The following is an 18,278-nucleotide window of genomic DNA, read 5'->3' as shown; positions in this document are numbered from 1 at the left end:
GTTTACAGGCCAAAAGGTGTTTTGATCGAGATCAAGATCAAGATCCTTAAGATCAAAAGCGTCTGCCTGGGGGCAGACTGTTTCGCCTTCGGCGAGTTACTTGGAAAAGCACCCCAAGTAACCAAGGGTGCTTGCTCTCGGTTGGGCCCGACTTCGTCGGGTTCCTTCACTCCGGTCTCGCTCCGTGGGCCCGCGCCGAACGGACATCCATGTCCTGACGGCGCTCTCGCCGCATCCATGCGGCTCGGCCCACTCCGCGAAACCTGCGTTCAGCCTGCACCCAAGTCGCGATTTGTGGTGTCTGGGCTTTTTGCGTATGAAGATCAAAAGCAGATCAGAAGCGAAGCAGATCAAAGGCTTCCCGGCTGAAGCCGGTCCTACAGTTAGCGCCGGTCCCACGGGGTGTACGGGGTCTGCTTTTGGTGGGACCGGCTTTAGCCGGGAAGGGGCCGGTCTGGGCGCTGACAGTTCGACCGAACTCCCTCCCTGTGAGAGCGAGCTTGCTCGCGAATGCTGTTGCTGTTGCTGTTGCCGCTCTTGATCTTCCTACACAAAAAGTCCAGACACCGCAAAACGCGACTTTGGTGCAGGCCGAGCGCAGGCGGTGCGGAGTGGGTCGAGCCGCATGGATGCGGCGAGAGCGCCGTCAGGACATGGATGTCCGTTCGGCGCGGGCCCACGGAGCATCGTCGGAGTGAGGGAATCCCGACGGAGGAGGGACCCAGCCGAGAGCAGGCACTTTTGGTTACTTTTAGTGCTTTTTAAAAGTAACTCGCCGAAGGCGAAACAGCTCTGCCGTTAGGCAGAGCCACAACAACCATCAAAACGGCGCCGGGCACTCAAACCGAACCCGCTCGCCCGTCCCTGGATGGGTAAATACCAGCATGCTCGCATGCAGACACAACCGCGGATAGGCCGCCAGGGCCTCCGGATGGGCGTACAAACCATCGCCCAGCAACGGATGCCCGATTGACAACATATGCACCCGCAACTGATGCGAACGCCCCGTGATCGGCGTCAACTCAACCCGACAATGGGTGTTATACCGCTCCAGCACCTTCCAGAACGTCAGCGCATGCTTGCCGAACTCATGATCCACCACATGACGCGGCTTGGTCGGCGGATCGTACCGCAACGGCAAATCGATACTGCCACTGTCCAGGTCGGGCTGGCCCCAGGCCAGTGCCGTGTAGGCCTTCTCCGTCTCGCGGTCATGAAACTGCCGCGACAACTCACGGTGGGTGTCCGCGTCACGCGCCAGCAAAATGATCCCGGAGGTTTCCCAGTCCAGGCGATGGACGATGCGCGCCTCGGGGTAGCCGTTTTCCTGCAGGCGGGTAATCAGACAGTCCTTGTTATCGTCAGCGCGACCAGGGACCGAGAGCAGCAGGGTGGGTTTGTTCACCACCAGGACAGCGTCGTCCTGATGGAGGATATGAACGTTGGACAGCGGCATTGAACGCCTCATCACTCAAACGGGCGCCGTACGATCGAAACAGCCATCGCGGCGCAGAAAACAGGTCTTCAGGAACGCCAACGGCGGCGCGCTTGCCTGATTCCGCCAAGGGATTCAGGCAACCGGGCCGCCGTGGCGACTGCCTTCTCGATCAACGATCAGGCAGGGTGATATTCAGTTCCAGAATCGAGCAGCTGCCGTCGTTTTCAAGGGCGACATGCACGTCATCGTTGCCGATGTTGACGTACTTGCGGATCACCTCGACCAGCTCCTTCTGCAAGGCAGGCAGGTAATCCGGGGTGCTGCGTTGGCCGCGTTCATGCGCCACGATGATCTGTAGACGCTCTTTCGCTACCGACGCGGTGCTGGGCTTTTTGTTGGCACGAAAGAAGTCAAAAATGCTCATCAGTTACCCCCGAACAGGCGTTCGAAAAATCCTTTTTTCTGTACGTCCAGGAAGCGGTGCTCACGGTCCTTGCCCAACAGACGGTCAACGGCATCGCTGTACGCCTGGCCAGCGTCGCTCTGATCATCAAGGATGACCGGCACGCCCTGGTTGGACGCCTTGAGTACGGCCTGGGACTCCGGAATCACGCCCAGCAGGGTCACCGCGAGGATCTCCTTGACGTCTTCCACGCCCAGCATCTCGCCCTTGCTCACGCGCTCGGGGTTGTAACGGGTCAGGAGCAAGTGCTCCTTGATCGGGTCTTCGCCACGCTCGGCGCGACGGGACTTGCTGGCCAGCAGGCCCAGCATGCGGTCCGAGTCACGAACCGAAGACACTTCCGGGTTGGTCACAACGATGGCCTCGTCGGCGAAATACATCGCCAGGTGAGCGCCCGTTTCGATACCGGCGGGGGAGTCGCAGACGACGTACTCGAAGGTTTCCTTGAGTTCCATCAGGACTTTTTCCACGCCTTCCTTGGTCAGCGCGTCTTTGTCACGGGTCTGGCTGGCAGCGAGGACGTAAAGACCTTCGATCTTCTTGTCCTTGATCAGCGCTTGCTGCAGGTTGGCTTCGCCGTTGACTACGTTGACGAAGTCGTAAACGACGCGACGTTCGCAACCCATGATCAGGTCGAGGTTACGCAGGCCGACGTCGAAGTCGACGATAACTGTTTTGTGGCCGCGCAGTGCGAGACCGGTACCGATGGCGGCGCTGGTGGTGGTCTTGCCCACACCACCCTTGCCGGATGTAACCACGAGAATCTTGGCCAAGGTGTATCACCCCTAGAGGAAAAGGACGTTGAGTCCCTGAAGAGCCCCTCGTGACGGCGCAACTAAAGCGGGCGAGGGCGGTGATCGGAATCCGTAACGGAATCCCTGCTCGGGAAAACAAAAAAATAACCCGAACATTCCGGTGCCTTCGCGTCGTTTTCGCGACGAATCAGAGTGGCTTAAAAATGGCGCAGTATCCGTTAAAGACGGGTGATGTTCAACACGTCGCCGGACAGACTGATCTGCACACCGGCGCCCCACAGCGGATCCCGGCGCAGGTCTTCGGACACCTTGTACTGACCGGCGATGGAGATCAGTTCGGCGACCATTTGCTGGCAGAAAATCCGAGCCTTGGTATCGCCTTTGATCCCCGCCAGCGCGCGGCCGCGCATCGGGCCGTACACGTGAATGTTGCCGTCGGCGAGCAGTTCGGCGCCGGGGCTGACCGAGGAAATCACCACCAGGTCAGAGCCCTGGGCGTAGATCTGCTGACCACCGCGTACAGGCGCCGTGATGATCTTGGTCGGCTTGATCAGCGGCTCGGGCGGCTTTTCGATGATTTCCGGCTTCTTTTTGACTTCGCCTTCCGTCGGATCGAGCGGTCGCTCCCGCGCGCCCGAAGGCGGCAATACCGGCAGGTCGATGGAAATGGCGGCGGCGATGTCTTCGATGCGATTGGCACGAATGGCCAGAGTGCGCAGGCCGTGCTGGCGGCAGATGCGCATCATTGCCGGCAGATCGATCGCGCCTTCATCCGGCGGCAACTTGTCGAGGGCCAGCACCAGCGGTGTATTGCTGAAGAAGTTCGGCGCCTGGGCGACTTTTGCCGCCAGTTGACGATCCAGCGCTTCGAGGTTGTTGCGGGCCAGTTCCAGCACAGTGATGGCCAGCATGCTGCCCTTCAGCTGGAACACGGGGTCCTTGTCTTGCAATTCGATTTGGCTCATGTCGGCATACAGCGGCTTGTCGCTAAAAGTGCCGAGACTTATAACGATAACGCCCGCCAGCCGCAAGGGAGGCGCAACCGACGGGGGCACGATCTGCGCGAACCGATGTAGAATGCCCGCCTTTGTCTTGACGGAAGCTGTAATGGATCGCCCGCGTTTTCGAGCTCACTTTCTTCATCCCCGCTTCTGGCTGCTGTGGCTGGGGCTGGGCGTGCTCTGGCTGATCGTGCAGTTGCCGTTTCGCGTATTGCTGGTGATTGGCCGTGCGCTGGGCTGGGTCATGTATTACCAGGCGACCGATCGACGGGTGATTGCCGCGCGCAATCTTGAGCTGTGTTTTCCCCAGTATTCAAAGGCCGAGCGCAAACGCCTGCTCAAGGAGAACTTCGCCTCTACCGGCATCGCCTTTTTCGAGATGGCCATGAGCTGGTGGTGGAGCAAGCCCCGTCTTGCGCGGCTGGCCCACATCGAAGGCCTTCATCATTTAAAGCAGGCGCAGCTGGACGGCCATGGCGTCATCCTCATGGCGCTGCACTTCACAACGCTGGAAATCGGCGCGGCTTTGCTCGGCCAGCAGCACACCATCGACGGCATGTACCGCGAGCACAAGAATGCGCTGTTCGATTATGTGCAGCGACGCGGCCGCGAGCGGCATAACCAGGATTCCATCGCTGTCGAGCGCGAAGACGTGCGCGGCATGATCAAGCAACTGCGCAAGGGCCGCGCGATCTGGTATGCGCCAGATCAGGACTACGGCGCCAAGCAGAGCATCTTCGTGCCGCTGTTCGGTATTCAGGCGGCCACCGTGCCGGCCACCAGCAAATTCGCCAAGCTCGGCCACGCGCTGGTCGTGCCGTTCACTCAGGAGCGTCTGGCCGACGGCAGTGGTTACAAGCTGGTGATCCATCCGCCGCTGAGCGATTTTCCGGGGGAGAGCGACGAGGCGGACTGCATTCGCATCAATCATTGGGTCGAGCGCGCGGTCACCGAATGCCCCGAGCAGTACCTGTGGGCGCACCGGCGCTTCAAGAGTCGGCCGCCGGGTGAGCCGAAGCTGTACAAGAAGCGTGGCTGAAACCGAGAACTCAATCCCCATGACGACAAGCGCCATAGAACAACAAGCGGTGCGCGACGACTCAGCGATATCTCCCGGCGTCGAGCCCATCACCGGGCTGATCCTGTCCGGCGGTGGCGCCCGCGCGGCGTATCAGGTGGGCGTGCTCGCCGGCATTGCCGACCTGCTGCCGGTCGGCGCCAAAAACCCCTTTCCGGTCATTGTCGGCACCTCCGCCGGGGCGATCAACGCGGTGAAGCTGGCCAGCGGCGCGGCGCAGTTTCGTACCGCGGTCCACGAGCTGACCGACTTCTGGCAGGGCTTTCGCAGCCACCAAGTGTTGCGCAGTGACTGGCCCGGGGTCGTTCGGCAGGCCGCGCGGTTCTTCGGTCGCAGCCTGTTGGGGATCGGTCGCCAACAGGTGCCGGTGGCGCTGCTCAACAGTTCGCCGCTGAAGGATCTGCTGACCGCGCGGCTCAACCTCGACGGCATTCAGGAAGCCATTGAAGCGAAGCATCTGCGCGCGGTGGCAATCACCGCGTTTGGTTACGAGTCGGGGCAGGCGGTCACGTTTTATCAGGGCAAGGGCACGATCGAATCCTGGCTGCGGCACCGCCGCATCGGCCTGCCGACGCGCTTGACCATCGACCATCTGCTGGCCAGTTCAGCGATTCCCTTGCTGTTCGCGCCGGTGAAACTGGGGCAGGAATATTTTGGTGACGGCGCGGTGCGGCAGTCGGCGCCGATCAGTCCGGCGCTGCACCTGGGCGCCAACCGTGTGCTGGTAGTGGGCGTCAGCGGCAACCCCCGAGGTCCGGGCGCGAACCCGCCTGTGCCGCGCGCGGTCCGTGGCACGCAGCCGAGCCTCGCGCAGCTCGGCGGGCACATGCTCAACAGTACGTTCATCGACAGCCTGGAGAGTGACATTGAATTGCTGGAGCGGCTGAATCTGGTCAGCCGTATGCTGCCCGGGCCCGACGAGCCCAGGCCGCAGTCGTCGGAATCCACGCCCATTCAGTCCCTGGCGCCCGTGGAGGTGCTGGTGATTTCGCCCAGCCAGCCCATCGACGAAATCGCCGCCCGCCATCGCCGCGAACTGCCCCCGGCGCTGCGCACGTTTCTGCGCGGCCCGGGCGCGACCAAGACCAGCGGGGCGGGGGTGCTGAGTTATCTGCTGTTCGAGTCGGGTTATTGCAGCGAGCTCATCGAGCTGGGCCGCCGCGATGCGATGGCCCAGAAGCAAGAGTTGCGGCGGTTCCTGCGGCTGGACTGAGTGCGTTGCTGAATGCCGGAGGGACGGCGATCACGCCGTCAGTTTGTCATCCCGAAAATCCCGCAGGGCCTGTTCGATTTCTTCACGGCTGTTCATCACGAACGGGCCGTATTGCACGATCGGTTCATTCAGCGGCTTGCCAGCGATCAGCAGCAGGCGGGCGCCCGCCTGGGTATTCAGCTGAATTTCACCCCTTTCCGACAACCGCGCGAGACGGCTCGTGCCCAGTTTCTGCGGCTGTCCTGCAATCTCGACTTCACCTTCGTACACGTACAGCAGCACGCGATGGCCCTCGGCGACGCGCGGGTTGATGTGGCTGCCGGCGGGCATGTGGAAGTCGAAATACTGCGGCTCGGTGTCCGGACGCTGCACGGCGCCTGCCTGGGACATCTGACCGTCGTCGAATTGACCTGCGATGACCACAACGTCGACGCCGTTCTGCGTGGTGATGCGCGGAATGCGCTCAGGCTGAATGTCGTCGTAGCCGGCGTCGCCCATCTTCGCTTTGGCGGGCAGGTTGAGCCACAGCTGGAAGCCGCGCATGGCGCCTTTTTCCTGCTCGGGCATTTCGCTGTGAATGACCCCGCGCGCCGCGGTCATCCATTGCACGCCGCCGCCTTGCAGCAGGCCGACGTTGCCCATGTGATCTTCATGGCGCATGCGGCCTTCGAGCATGTAGGTCACGGTTTCAAACCCGCGATGGGGATGCGGCGGAAAGCCGGCAATGTATTCATCAGGGGTCTCGGAGCCGAACTCGTCGAGCATCAGGAACGGGTCGAAGGATTCAACGCCTGGCCCGCCGAACACTCGGGTCAGCTTGACGCCAGCGCCGTCCGACGTCGGTTGGCCGGCCTGGATCGACAGCACGTTACGAAATTGAGGCATGGGGCTCACTCCGGCAGAAGGGGAATGGCGCCTATGGTAGGCCTGTTGGGGCGATGGATGGGTGAGGTTTTTGCGGGGGAATGATCGGGTTTGGCGATGGGTCTGGGGCTTGTTCCGGATACTGTTGGGGAGCCCCTTCATCCGGGCGCCGTAAGGTCGAGCAGCAAACACTGTCCATGTGGGAGCGAGCTTGCTCGCGAAGAGGTGTGAGCAGCCGCTAGATCTCCAGCGGCCGGACCGTGCACTGGTAGGACTGGCTTTAGCCGGGAAGACGCCGGCATTAACACCCCGAATGTGATGGCGTGCCGACGGGCCTCTTCCCGGCTGAAACCGGTCTACAGGTTTTGCTGCCAGCAGTGCCGGCAGCGTTCAGGCCGCGTTACTCGGAAACCTGCAGCTTGCGGGCTTCGGTGTACACGTAACGCACTTTCTCGTACTCGAACGGCGAGTCCATCTGACCGTAGCGGAAGCTGGTGGTGTAACGACGGTCGATGGCGCGCAGCAGGTACAGCTCAGGGTGGTCTTCGCTGACCTGGGCGACGTTGAGGAAGTTGATCTGCGATTCAGCGGTGAAGTCGAAGACCAGACCGCCAGTGTCACGCAGGTTCGATGGGCCGAGGATCGGCAGCACCAGGTACGGACCGGCCGGAACGCCATAGAAACCCAGGGTCTGACCGAAGTCTTCGCTCTGTTTCTTCAGGCCCATCATGGTCGCCGGGTCCCACAGCCCGGCGATGCCCAGGGTGGTGTTGACGATCAGGCGGCCGGTGGTCTCCATCGAGCGCTTGCCCTTGAACTGCAGCAGGCTGTTCAGCAGGTTCGGCACATCGCCCAGGTTGCTGAAGAAGTTGCTGACGCCGGTGCGCACGAAGCTCGGCGTGACGTATTTGTAGCCGTTGACCACCGGCAGGAACACCCACTCATCGAAGCGATAGTTGAAGTGGTAAACCCGGCGGTTCCAGGATTCGAGCGGATCGTAGACATTCAGTGCGTTGAGCGACGAGCGCTCGAACTCCTGAGCGTCCAGACCCGGGTTGAATTTCAGCGACTTCAACGGCTCGGTGAACCCATCCGGGTTGTCGATCCGCTGGACCGGGGCTGCCTGGGAAACGATCGGCGCGTCGGCCGCGTGGACGGCGCCAGCGCAGAGGAGGGCGGCGATAAGCAATAGACGTTTAGCCACGGAAAAACTCCAGCATGGCGTCGCTGTTGACGCGATAGTTCATGTTGCCGCAGTGACCGCCGTAAGGGTAAACGGTCAAGCGATCGCCAAATGTCTTGCGCAGGAAACCGAGGTCGCCCGGGCCGAGGATCACGTCGTCGGCGTTGTGCATCACCGCAATCTTCTTGCTGCTGGCCAGGTAATCCTTCAGCGCGTACAGGCTGACCTGATCAACCAGTTGCAGCAGGCTGCCGCCGTCGGTGCGGGCACGCCACATCGGGATGACCTGCTCGGTGACGTAGCAATCGAAATCGCATTGCAGCGCGCGCTTGAAGAACGGCGTCAGGCTGGTGCCTTCGCTGATCGGGGTCTTGGGCGGGGTAATCAGGCCGCGACGGTTGATCAGGTCGGAGGTGAACGCGATGTCAGCGGCCGAGAAACGGAACGAGGTACCGATCAGCATGGCCATCTGTTCATTGGACAAATGCTGCTTGGACTGCTGGAAGTCGTACAGCAGGGCATCGTTCAGGTCGATGTAGCCTTTTTCGCGGAAGTAGCGGGTCAGCTTCTGCAGCACCAGTTCATAGAAGGTGGTGCTGTTGGTGATGCCTTTAACGTCGGTCTGAACCATTTTGTCGAGGTTGGTGATCGACGTGTAGAGGTTCACCGGCGGGTTGATCAGCAGCACTTTCTTGAAGTTGAAGCTGCGGCGGGTTTCGTCGAGTTTGCTGACGAAGGCCGCATCCAGCGCGCCGAGGCTGTAACCGGTCAGGTAATACTCGGTGACCTGCAGTTTGGACTGCTGGGCGCGAACGGCCTGCATGACGCGGTACAAGTCTTCGGCGTCCTCCTTGGTCACGCCAGGGGTGGCGAAACGCGAAGCGGCGCTCATGAAGTCATAACTGGTCGGCGACGAAAGCTGTACGACGTTGTAACCCGCGCCGTAATAAAGCTTCTTCAGGTATTCGTTCAGGGTGCTGTTATAAGGCGCGCCGGTGCCGGCGATCAGGAAGATCAGCGGCGCAGGGTGGTCTTGTTTGGCGAGGCGATAACGCAGTTTCTTCACGGCCCAGAAGTTGTCCGGCAGTGTGAACTCACGCTCCGGGCGCATTGTGAGGCTGTAATCGTCCTGATCGATGTCGGCGTCTTCAGGCACCTTGGCACGCAAATCCGGTGGGGTCGTGGCGATGGTCGCTTCGAACGGATTGGTCAAGGGGAAGCCATAGCTGGACGGATCGATATCGACCGCCATCACGGACGCACTCAAAAACAGGCCGCCTGATAAGGCGGCGAGGCGCAGAAAACGAAGCATGACTGAATCCCTTGGGAATGATGTGCTGTTGAAATACGCAGGCTATGACACGGGTGTAGTGCCAAAGTGCCGTGACGGCAAGCGACTCTCGCATGACCCTCCGCGACGATACAGGTTATGGCACTTCTGGCCTGTCTGCTCGTGCTTTTTATCGCCCGTATGGTTTTGCCCGGGCGGCTGCGGCTATGCTGCGCGCCGTTGGTTATTTTCTGGAGTGTGTCGTGTCCCGTCGTCTGCCGTTGGTGGTGCTGTTTTTTATCCTGTTGCTGTGGCTGGCCGTCAGTTATGGCTTGCGCTACGGCCTGATGGAAGACGTGCAATGGGTAGGAATTTGCGCTGACGAGGCGTCGAAATGGCAGTGCCAGTTGCGCTCGAACCTGGGCCTGTGGATTCACTTCGGTGTGTTCGGGTGGGGCGCGCTGATTGCATCGCTGGTCGCGTTCTTTGTGCCCCGTCAGGTTGGCCGGGCGCTCGCGGTCGTTGGCTTGTTGCTGGGGATACTGGCGCTGGTGCTGTACACGGCCAGTCTGGCGGTGTTCGCGGTGGTGATTGCCGGGTTGCGGCTGGTGCGGGCTCGGCAGGCGTGACTTAAAAAACCGAGCGCTGAACGCCAAAGCCCAGACAGCATAAAGGGGAGCCGAGGCTCCCCTTTAAATCGTTGCACGTGCTCTTTCTTATTGTTGTAGGGCGGTCTGTTGTTGTTATTGGCAACCGGTCCCTTTACAGCGTCTTCGGTGATCCCCATACGGGATACAAGAGCAAACGTATTTTTTTGAGCGCTGACCTGCTTTGATTCCTCTTCTGCGAGAGGTGATCCAACCCGTTCTGGCCGCTACCTGAGGGTAGTTTTATTGTTCTCGGTCGGGCTGCGAGGCCGGGGCCTCGGTAAAGCGTTTCTACTCCAAAAAAATCTGTTGGCTGCGTCTCTGTGCCGTTGTTCTTGTTATGTCAGAGCCGATTCATCTTATTTTTATTGGGTTTTCACATTTTGTTCTTGTTATGCAGGAGATATAGCAGGGTGCGTGCCAACTTTTGTAATCCCTTTTAAATCAAGGGGTTGTGAAATCTGATCAATCGCCACCCCTGCGGTGTAACGGTTTTTTGTTTCCGTGTTACCCGCCTTCGGGCTTTTCAGTCCCTCGGCGGTAACACAATGTATCCGTGGCGCCGCACACTCGGTTACACAGCCTCTTCGCTGCGGGTCCGCGTACCGCTCGGCGCGGTTAACCGAACATCGACGCGCACGCTGCGCCACAGTGCCAGCGCCATCAGCAGGCTCACCGCCGCCCACGCCCACGCTTGAGGATTGCTCAAGCCTTCGCGAAACAGCTGCGGCACGATGCCCGCGCCGACGATGAACATCAGCAGGCCGATCTCCCGGCGCGGTGCCGCCACCGGGCGAATCAGGTAGACCAAGGCGGGGAGCCACAGCGTCGCCGTCGCGAAGCTGCGGTAGCGCGGATCAAAGACCATCGCCAGCATCATCACCGCCGCTGCGAAGCCGCTGGCGTACAACCACCACGCGGCCCGAGCGTCCAGCCAGTCGAACACCCGCTCGCGCCAGCCCGCGCGGGCTGACAACGCCAGCGCTGCGTGGGCAAGGACCAGCAGATTGAGCGCTACCAGCGCCGCCGCCCACAGGTATTCGCCGGCGAAGCGGCTGGTCACCCGGGCCAGTTCGCCCCACGTGCCGATGCAGCAACCGGCGAACGCCGCCAGCAACGGAAGCATCAGCGCGCTGCGTGGTTGACTGACACGGCCGGCCCACGCCAGGGCCATCAGGGCGATCGCACCACTGACCGTCAGCCAGAATGGCCACAAGGGCAGGTTCGAGACCGGCCCGGCCAGCACGCCTTTGTCCTGGCGATCCGCGTCGAACAGCCCCCAGTAACCGCCCACGGCGCCTTCGGACTGGCGCTTCCAGGGCTGGTCGAAGGCCTCGATCAGGTTGTAGTGCCAACCGTGCTGCTCGGCCATCGTGACGAAACTGCGAATGAATCGCGCCTCGTTGACCCGGCTGGGCAACGCCGTTTCACGCTGGCGGCCTTCGCTGGGCCAGCCGGTCTCGCCGATGAGAATGTCCTTGGGCGCGAATTGCTTGCCGAACGTTTCGCGGATCTGCGCGACGTGGGCCAGGGCTTCGTCGATGCCGGTGGGGTCGTCTTCCCAGTACGGCAGCAGGTGGATCGTCAGGAAATCCACGGCAGGCGCGACTTCAGGGTACTGCCGCCAATACTCCCAGACGTCTGCGTAGGTAACCGGCTGCTTGACCTGAGCCTTGACCTGACGAATCAACGTGGCCAGTTGAGCGCCAGTGACTTCCTTGCGCAACAGGCTTTCGTTGCCGACGATCACTGCCGTCACGACATCCGGATGCGTATTGGCTGCCGTCACCAGTGCCTTGATTTCCTTGGCCGTGTCGACCGGATTGCCGTTGACCCAGGCGCCGAGCATCAGCTTGAGGCCGTACTTGCGAGCAATGTCGGGAAGCGCTTCCATGCCGGTCATGGAATAGGTGCGAATGCAGTCGAAACGGGTCGCCAGCAACGCGAGGTCTGCGTCCATGCGCGCGGGGCGCAGGGTGAACGGCTGGTCGAAGGGCGATTGATCCTTGTCAAACGGCGTGTAGGACGCGCACTGCAGTTTGTGGGTCGGCGTGGCGGCGTCCGGCAGAATCACCGGCTTGCCCAGCCAGTACCAATAGCCGCACAGGCCAAGCAGGGCAATCAAACAGGAGAGCAGATAAAGGAGGGCGACAGGGGAGCGGGAGGTTGCGGACATGACGGGGCCGAAGTGGGGCGAAGGTCGGCATAGTAGCAAGATGACGCGGTTACACACCTCATCCTCTCAGCGCTTTTGCACACCATGCAATTTTCGGACGGTTTCATAGCGTCTTTACGACCTGTCTGTCGTTGATGGCCCTGTGATGTCGTTTACCGGGTGGCTGGGTGTCGCTGGCAGGAAAGGCACAAGGTCTGTGGGGGTTGATGATCCACTGTCCACGCAGTGATTGCGTCTGCGCGGGCACGTGGTGGAAGCGTGAAACGCGTGGCTTGCCCCGAACCAGGGCGCGAGTGCGACGTTATAAGAACGTTAACGACGCCCGACCGCTGTCGGGTTCTGGACTACCGGGGAAGTGAAAATGACGATGCGAAAAATCCTGGGTGTCGGTGCCGCGCTGGCACTGGCCATCAGTTCCACGCTGGCCCATGCCGACGCCAAACCCGAGCTGAGCATCGGTTACGTCGATGGCTGGTCCGACAGTGTTGCCACCACCAACGTCGCCGCCGAGGTGATCAAGCAGAAACTGGGTTATCCGGTGAAGCTGCAGGCCGTTGCCGCCGGGATCATGTGGCAGGGCGTCGCGACCGGCAAACTGGACATGATCCTGTCCGCCTGGCTGCCCGTCACCCACGGCGAGTACTGGACCAAGAACAAGGACAAGGTCACCGACTACGGCCCCAACTTCAAGGACGCGAAAATCGGCCTGATCGTGCCTGAGTACGTGAAAGCCAACTCGGTGGCAGACCTCAAGACCGACGACTCCTTCAAGAAGAAAATCGTCGGCATCGACGCCGGTTCAGGCGTCATGATCAAGACCGACCAGGCGATCAAGGATTACGGCCTCGACGGTTACAAGCTGCAGGCCAGTTCGGGCGCCGGCATGATCGCCGAGCTGACCCGCGCGGAGAACAAGAAGGAGTCCATTGCGGTGACCGGATGGGTGCCGCACTGGATGTTCGCGAAGTGGAAGCTGAAGTTCCTCGAAGACCCGAAAGGTGTATACGGTGCGGCTGAAACCGTCGACAACATCGGCAGCCTGGACCTGGCGAAGAAGGCCCCCGACGTGGCGGACTTCCTGAAGAAGTTCCAGTGGGCCAACAAGGATGAAATTGGCGAAGTCATGCTCGCCATCCAGGACGGCGCCAAGCCTGAAGCGGCGGCCAAGGACTGGGTCGCGAAACACCCGGATCGCGTCAAGGAGTGGACCGGCAAGTAACCGGTCACAAAAGTTTAACGTTGCACCGAACCGCCTGGTGAGCCATCGCCAGGCGGTTTTTTATTGGCCATTCAGCTCGCCTGTCATGACTTCTTTCAAAGCGGTCGGCAGACGCGGTGCAATTCGGCGTATCTCAACTAATGTCGTTCTAATACTAAGGTCGTCTGGAGTGCAACGCAGAGCGGACTAAAGTGCAAACCGTGACATCCATCTGTGCTGCGAGGACAAAAACAATGAACGACAGCATTTACCTCTCGATTCAGAACAGCCCGCGCTTCAAGGAGCTGGTCTCGAAAAGGGAACGATTCGCCTGGATTCTCTCGGCAATCATGCTTGGGCTCTATGCCGCATTCATCCTTCTGATTGCGTATGGGCCTCAGATACTCGGCGCTAAACTCAGCGCCACATCAACCATTACCTGGGGTATGCCGATCGGCGTCGGGCTGATTCTGTCCGCGTTTATTCTGACCGCCATCTACGTTCGCCGCGCAAACGGTGAGTTCGATGACCTGAACAACGCGATCCTGAAGGAGGCACAGCAATGATCCGGCGCCTGCTTGCGGCCTTCGGCCTTGCGGCTTTCGCACCGACACTCTGGGCAGCCGAAGCGCTGACCGGTGCGGTGCAGAAGCAACCGTTGAACGTGTCGGCGATCATCATGTTTGTGGTCTTCGTCGGATTCACCTTGTACATCACGTACTGGGCGTCGAAAAAGAACAAGACAGCGTCGGACTATTACTCGGCAGGCGGCAAGATCACCGGTTTCCAGAACGGTCTGGCCATTGCCGGTGACTACATGTCGGCGGCGTCCTTTCTGGGGATTTCCGCGCTGGTGTACACCTCCGGCTACGACGGTCTGATCTACTCCATCGGCTTCTTGGTGGGCTGGCCGATCATCCTGTTCCTGATCGCCGAACGCCTGCGTAACCTGGGCAAGTACACCTTCGCTGACGTGGCGTCCTATCGCCTCAAGCAGAAGGAAATCCGCACCTTGTCCGCCTGCGGTTCGCTGGTGGTCGTGGCGTTCTACCTGATCGCGCAGATGGTCGGCGCCGGCAAGCTGATCCAGCTGTTGTTCGGTCTGGACTATGCGGTGGCGGTGGTGCTCGTCGGTATCCTCATGTGCCTGTACGTGCTGTTCGGCGGCATGCTGGCGACCACATGGGTACAGATCATCAAGGCGGTGATGCTGCTCTCCGGTGCGTCGTTCATGGCATTGATGGTGATGAAGCACGTCAACTTCGACTTCAACGTGCTGTTCTCGGAAGCTGTGAAGGTTCACCCGAAAGGTGAGGCGATCATGAGCCCGGGCGGTCTGGTGAAAGATCCGATTTCGGCGTTCTCCCTGGGTCTGGCGCTGATGTTCGGCACCGCGGGCCTGCCCCACATTCTGATGCGCTTCTTCACCGTGAGTGACGCGAAGGAAGCCCGTAAGTCGGTGCTCTACGCGACCGGTTTCATCGGCTACTTCTACATCCTGACCTTCATCATCGGTTTTGGCGCGATCCTGCTGGTCAGCACCAATCCGGCGTTCAAGGACGCGGCGGGCGCGCTGCTCGGCGGCAATAACATGGCAGCGGTTCACTTGGCCGATGCGGTCGGTGGCAGTCTGTTCCTGGGCTTTATTTCGGCGGTGGCGTTCGCGACCATTCTGGCGGTCGTGGCGGGTCTGACGCTGGCCGGTGCGTCGGCGGTGTCTCACGACTTGTATGCCAGTGTGATCAAGGCGGGCAAGGGTAACGAGAAAGATGAGATCCGTGTGTCGAAGTACACCACGGTGGCGTTGGCGGTCGTGGCGATTCTGCTGGGTATCGCGTTCGAGAGTCAGAACATTGCGTTCATGGTGGGCCTGGCGTTCTCGATTGCGGCGAGCTGTAACTTCCCGGTGTTGTTGCTTTCGATGTACTGGAAGAACCTGACCACGCGTGGCGCGATGATCGGCGGCTGGATGGGGCTGGTCAGTGCGGTGGTGTTGATGGTGCTCGGTCCGACCATCTGGGTGCAGATTCTGCATCACGAGAAGGCGATTTTCCCGTACGAGTATCCTGCGTTGTTTTCGATTGCGATTGCGTTTGTCGGGATCTGGTTTTTCTCGATTACGGATAAGTCGAAGGCGGCAGAAGGTGAGCGCGCGTTGTTCTTCCCGCAGTTTGTGCGTTCGCAGACGGGCCTGGGGGCCAGTGGTGCGGTGTCGCATTGATGTGAGGTAGTGCTGTTGTGAAAGCGCCCCGATTAATTCGGGGCGTTTTTGTTTTATAAGCGTTTGAGATCAAGAGCGTCTGCCTGGGGGCATACTGTTTCGCCTTCGGCGAGTTACTTGATAAAGCCCCAAGTAACCAAGGGCTTGTGCTCCTGGTTGGGCTCCTCCTTCGTCGGAGTACCCTCACTCCGGTCTCGCTCCGTGGGCCCGCGCCGAACGGACATCCATGTCCTGACGGCGCTCTCGCGGCATCCATGCCGCTCGGCCCACTCCGCGAGACCTGCGTTCAGCCTGCACCCAAGTCGCGTTTGGTGGTGACTGGGCTTTTTGTGTAGGAAGAGCAAGATCACAAGCGCGTCCGGTGTAGGACCGGCTTTAGCCGGGAAGAGGCCGGTTTGATCACCAAACGTTTTACTGAATGCCCGCGCTGCTTTAGTGGGACCGGCTTTAGCCGGGAAGGGGCCAGTTCAGGCGCGGGTAAATCTGAGGCAGATGTCATTTTTGCGATCAGTGCTTAAAAAAGATTGAACCGCTTTTACGCCGGTTCGCCTAATGATCAGCGTGTGGAGATTCCCACAGGCCTTGTGCTAATACCGGCACTCTTCGAGAGGTGGTTAACGTGGCTAAAGACGACAAGAAAACCAAAGGTGAAGCTTCGAAAGCCAGCAAGGATTTGAAGGACAAAAAGTCCTCTCCGGAAAAGAAATCAGCGGCGGCCTCGACTCTTTCTAAGTCTTCTGAAAAGAAAGACACCAAGAAAGACACCAAGAAAGCGGCTGAACCAAAGAAAGCCGCTGAGCCAAAGAAGGCGGCAAAGAAAGCTGACAGCAAGCCAGAAAAGGCCAAGAAATCAGACAAGGCAGAAAAGGCCGACAAGCCTGCAAAAAAGAAAAAGTGATGCCCGCTATCTGCTAGGGCGTTACGCCCTAGCTTCCTCAGAACGTCCTGTTCAATTGCTGTAAATCCTCCCTCCCGCTGATTTCCCCCACGCCCAGTGGCTGCCGCTGACGGGCGAACGCAAGTTTCTGAATTGTTAGTGTTCAAACCGACCCATTCCCGGCTAAAGCCGGTCCCACTAAAAAGCACACCGCGTACACCCTGTGGGACCGGCTTCAGCCGGGAAGCCGTTGCCGTTGTCGTTGCTTTTGATCTTCATGCGCAAAAAGCTCAGACATTGCCAATCGCGACTTGGGTGCAGGCCGAACGAACAATCTGCCCCTAGGCAGATCGGCCCCTAAAAAAAACACAAAAAAAACCGCGCCTGAGCGCGGTTCTTTTTTAATGTCAGCCTGGCAGTTAAATCCTGCCCAGCAACACCAATATCAGCAGGATCACCAGGATCGTACCGATGATGCCCGACGGACCGTAGCCCCAGCTTCTGGAGTGCGGGAATACCGGAAGTCCACCGATCAACAGCAGGATGAGGATGATGATCAGAATTGTGCCGATGCCCATGACGAGTTCCTTCTAGTGTTCTTGGAAGATGGCTATGCAACTCAAGACGTTGCCTCTCAGGCGAGTCATTGTGCTGCTTGATGAATCCGACTGTCGCTTTAATCAAAAGGTTCTGAGCGGCGGAAATAAAAATTAACACCTGCGGAAAAATCTATATAAATCATGGGTTTGAAATTTTAGCAAGACAATTTATCGCATCAGATTTTGATTAAAAATGCGCAAAAAGTGCCTGGCTTAGTGTGGAACGAACCTGCAACTAACTGGTCGCCAAGTTTGATATAACACGCTGCGCTTTAATCAACCCGCAGACCGAATACATCCAAAAGAGTGGCCATCCATTCAAAGAATCGGTTTGCCTCTCATATTCAGCGACCTGATGAAGGGTTTGTCGGACAATCCTCCTGTTTACACTCTGGCTACTTCTTCGTAACCGACAGGGCGTCTGCTATGCACAATCGCATCATGATCACCGGCGCAGGGTCCGGGCTGGGACGCGAGATCGCGCTGCGCTGGGCGCGCGAAGGGTGGCAGCTGGCGCTGTCGGATGTCAGTGACAGCGGCCTTCAGGAAACCCTGCGCCTGGTGCGCGAAGGAGGGGGGGACGGTTTCGTTCAGCGCTGTGACGTGCGGGACTACAGCCAGCTCACCGCGTTCGCCCAGGCCTGCGAACAGAAACTCGGCGGCATCGATGTGATCGTCAACAACGCCGGCGTCGCTTCAGGCGGATTCTTTGGCGAATTGTCGCTGGAGGATTGGGAGTGGCAGATCGCGATTAACCTGATGGGGGTGGTCAAGGGCTGCAAAGCGTTTTTGCCGCTGCTGGAACAGAGCAAGGGCAAGATCATCAACATCGCCTCCATGGCGGCGTTGATGCAGGGGCCGGCGATGAGCAATTACAACGTCGCCAAAGCGGGGGTGGTTGCGCTGTCGGAGAGCCTGCTGATCGAACTGCGCCAGCAGGAAATCAGCGTGCATGTGGTGTGTCCGTCGTTCTTCCAGACCAACTTGCTGGATTCCTTTCGCGGCCCCACGCCGGCGATGAAAGCCCAGGTCGGCAAGTTGCTGGAGAGTTCGCCCATCAGCGCGACGGACATCGCCGATTACATCTACCAGCAGGTGGCCAGTGGCGAGTTCATGATCCTGCCCCATGAGCAAGGGCGAATGGCCTGGCAGCTCAAGCAGAAAAATCCTCAGTTGCTGTACGACGAGATGGCCACTATGGCGGAGAAGATGCGCGCCAAGGCGAAGTCCGGAAGCTGAGCCAGACATTCTGAACGGGTCTTTTCTGATAGGGTGGCCGGCACTTTCCGGCTGCC

General features: G+C 59.7%; 17 protein-coding genes. 8 read left to right on the top strand and 9 right to left on the bottom strand.

Features of this window, described 5'->3' with window-relative positions; translation table 11 throughout:
• Positions 1–820 precede the first annotated feature (820 nt).
• The 4 genes from M1E04_RS18460 to minC all read right to left on the bottom strand — a co-directional run bounded on the left by M1E04_RS18460 (position 821) and on the right by minC (position 3,621).
• Positions 821–1,456, bottom strand: coding sequence for an RluA family pseudouridine synthase (locus tag M1E04_RS18460; RefSeq protein ID WP_456291838.1), 636 nt, complete (start codon positions 1,454–1,456; stop codon positions 821–823).
• Positions 1,457–1,607: 151 nt separating this feature from the next.
• The gene (gene minE, locus M1E04_RS18455) at positions 1,608–1,862 is read right to left on the bottom strand and encodes a cell division topological specificity factor MinE (RefSeq protein WP_037013831.1); all 255 of its coding nucleotides are present in this window, start codon (positions 1,860–1,862) and stop codon (positions 1,608–1,610) included.
• Positions 1,862–2,674: a septum site-determining protein MinD gene (minD, locus tag M1E04_RS18450; protein ID WP_037013830.1), complete on the bottom strand. Its 813-nt coding sequence runs from the start codon at positions 2,672–2,674 to the stop codon at positions 1,862–1,864. Before minD ends, minE begins: the two co-directional genes overlap by 1 nt.
• A gap of 200 nt (positions 2,675–2,874) precedes the next feature.
• On the bottom strand, positions 2,875–3,621 hold the full coding sequence (gene minC / locus M1E04_RS18445; RefSeq protein ID WP_074890214.1) for a septum site-determining protein MinC: 747 nt from the start codon (positions 3,619–3,621) through the stop codon (positions 2,875–2,877).
• 142 nt (positions 3,622–3,763) lie between these two features.
• On the opposite strand from minC, the gene M1E04_RS18440 reads away from it, so the two are divergent.
• Positions 3,764–4,696, top strand: coding sequence for a lipid A biosynthesis lauroyl acyltransferase (locus M1E04_RS18440; protein WP_065986866.1), 933 nt, complete (start codon positions 3,764–3,766; stop codon positions 4,694–4,696).
• 19 nt (positions 4,697–4,715) lie between these two features.
• The gene (locus tag M1E04_RS18435) at positions 4,716–5,948 is read left to right on the top strand and encodes a patatin-like phospholipase family protein (RefSeq protein WP_456291837.1); all 1,233 of its coding nucleotides are present in this window, start codon (positions 4,716–4,718) and stop codon (positions 5,946–5,948) included.
• 30 nt (positions 5,949–5,978) lie between these two features.
• On the opposite strand, the gene M1E04_RS18430 is transcribed toward M1E04_RS18435, so the two are convergent.
• The 3 genes from M1E04_RS18430 to M1E04_RS18420 form a co-directional block, all read right to left on the bottom strand.
• Positions 5,979–6,833 (bottom strand): pirin family protein, encoded by an 855-nt coding sequence (locus M1E04_RS18430; RefSeq protein ID WP_456291836.1) that lies wholly within the window; start codon positions 6,831–6,833, stop codon positions 5,979–5,981.
• A 379-nt stretch (positions 6,834–7,212) separates the two neighbouring features.
• The gene (locus tag M1E04_RS18425; protein WP_065986871.1) at positions 7,213–8,016 is read right to left on the bottom strand and encodes an MlaA family lipoprotein; all 804 of its coding nucleotides are present in this window, start codon (positions 8,014–8,016) and stop codon (positions 7,213–7,215) included.
• Positions 8,009–9,307 (bottom strand): serine/threonine protein kinase, encoded by a 1,299-nt coding sequence (locus M1E04_RS18420; protein ID WP_456291835.1) that lies wholly within the window; start codon positions 9,305–9,307, stop codon positions 8,009–8,011. Before M1E04_RS18420 ends, M1E04_RS18425 begins: the two co-directional genes overlap by 8 nt.
• A gap of 221 nt (positions 9,308–9,528) precedes the next feature.
• Here M1E04_RS18420 and M1E04_RS18415 point away from each other — a divergent pair, with 221 nt between their 5' ends.
• Positions 9,529–9,894 (top strand): hypothetical protein, encoded by a 366-nt coding sequence (locus tag M1E04_RS18415; RefSeq protein ID WP_065986985.1) that lies wholly within the window; start codon positions 9,529–9,531, stop codon positions 9,892–9,894.
• A gap of 592 nt (positions 9,895–10,486) precedes the next feature.
• Here M1E04_RS18415 and M1E04_RS18410 read toward each other — a convergent pair.
• Positions 10,487–12,088, bottom strand: coding sequence for a glycoside hydrolase family 17 protein (locus M1E04_RS18410; RefSeq protein WP_456291834.1), 1,602 nt, complete (start codon positions 12,086–12,088; stop codon positions 10,487–10,489).
• A 361-nt stretch (positions 12,089–12,449) separates the two neighbouring features.
• Between M1E04_RS18410 and M1E04_RS18405 the strand changes: the two genes are divergently transcribed.
• The 4 genes from M1E04_RS18405 (at position 12,450) to M1E04_RS18390 (ending at position 16,405) form a co-directional block, all read left to right on the top strand.
• On the top strand, positions 12,450–13,307 hold the full coding sequence (locus M1E04_RS18405) for a glycine betaine ABC transporter substrate-binding protein (RefSeq protein ID WP_065986879.1): 858 nt from the start codon (positions 12,450–12,452) through the stop codon (positions 13,305–13,307).
• 233 nt (positions 13,308–13,540) lie between these two features.
• Positions 13,541–13,852, top strand: coding sequence for a DUF485 domain-containing protein (locus tag M1E04_RS18400; RefSeq protein ID WP_065986881.1), 312 nt, complete (start codon positions 13,541–13,543; stop codon positions 13,850–13,852).
• Positions 13,849–15,507, top strand: a complete 1,659-nt coding sequence (locus tag M1E04_RS18395) for a cation acetate symporter (RefSeq protein ID WP_456291833.1) — start codon at positions 13,849–13,851, stop codon at positions 15,505–15,507. The genes M1E04_RS18400 and M1E04_RS18395 overlap by 4 nt, the downstream gene beginning before the upstream one ends.
• A 610-nt stretch (positions 15,508–16,117) precedes the next feature.
• Positions 16,118–16,405, top strand: a complete 288-nt coding sequence (locus M1E04_RS18390) for a hypothetical protein (protein ID WP_065986884.1) — start codon at positions 16,118–16,120, stop codon at positions 16,403–16,405.
• 398 nt (positions 16,406–16,803) lie between these two features.
• On the opposite strand, the gene M1E04_RS18385 is transcribed toward M1E04_RS18390, so the two are convergent.
• Positions 16,804–16,962 carry a DUF3309 family protein gene (locus tag M1E04_RS18385; RefSeq protein WP_092410703.1) on the bottom strand — a complete coding sequence of 53 codons (159 nt, stop codon included), beginning with the start codon at positions 16,960–16,962 and terminating at the stop codon, positions 16,804–16,806.
• 447 nt (positions 16,963–17,409) lie between these two features.
• Here M1E04_RS18385 and M1E04_RS18380 point away from each other — a divergent pair, with 447 nt between their 5' ends.
• Entirely contained in the window at positions 17,410–18,222 is an 813-nt protein-coding gene (locus M1E04_RS18380) for an SDR family oxidoreductase (protein ID WP_369318808.1), read from the top strand.
• Positions 18,223–18,278 lie beyond the last annotated feature (56 nt).

The organism is Pseudomonas sp. AK106, assembly GCF_053903055.1.
This window is presented reverse-complemented; position numbering and strand designations above follow the sequence as displayed.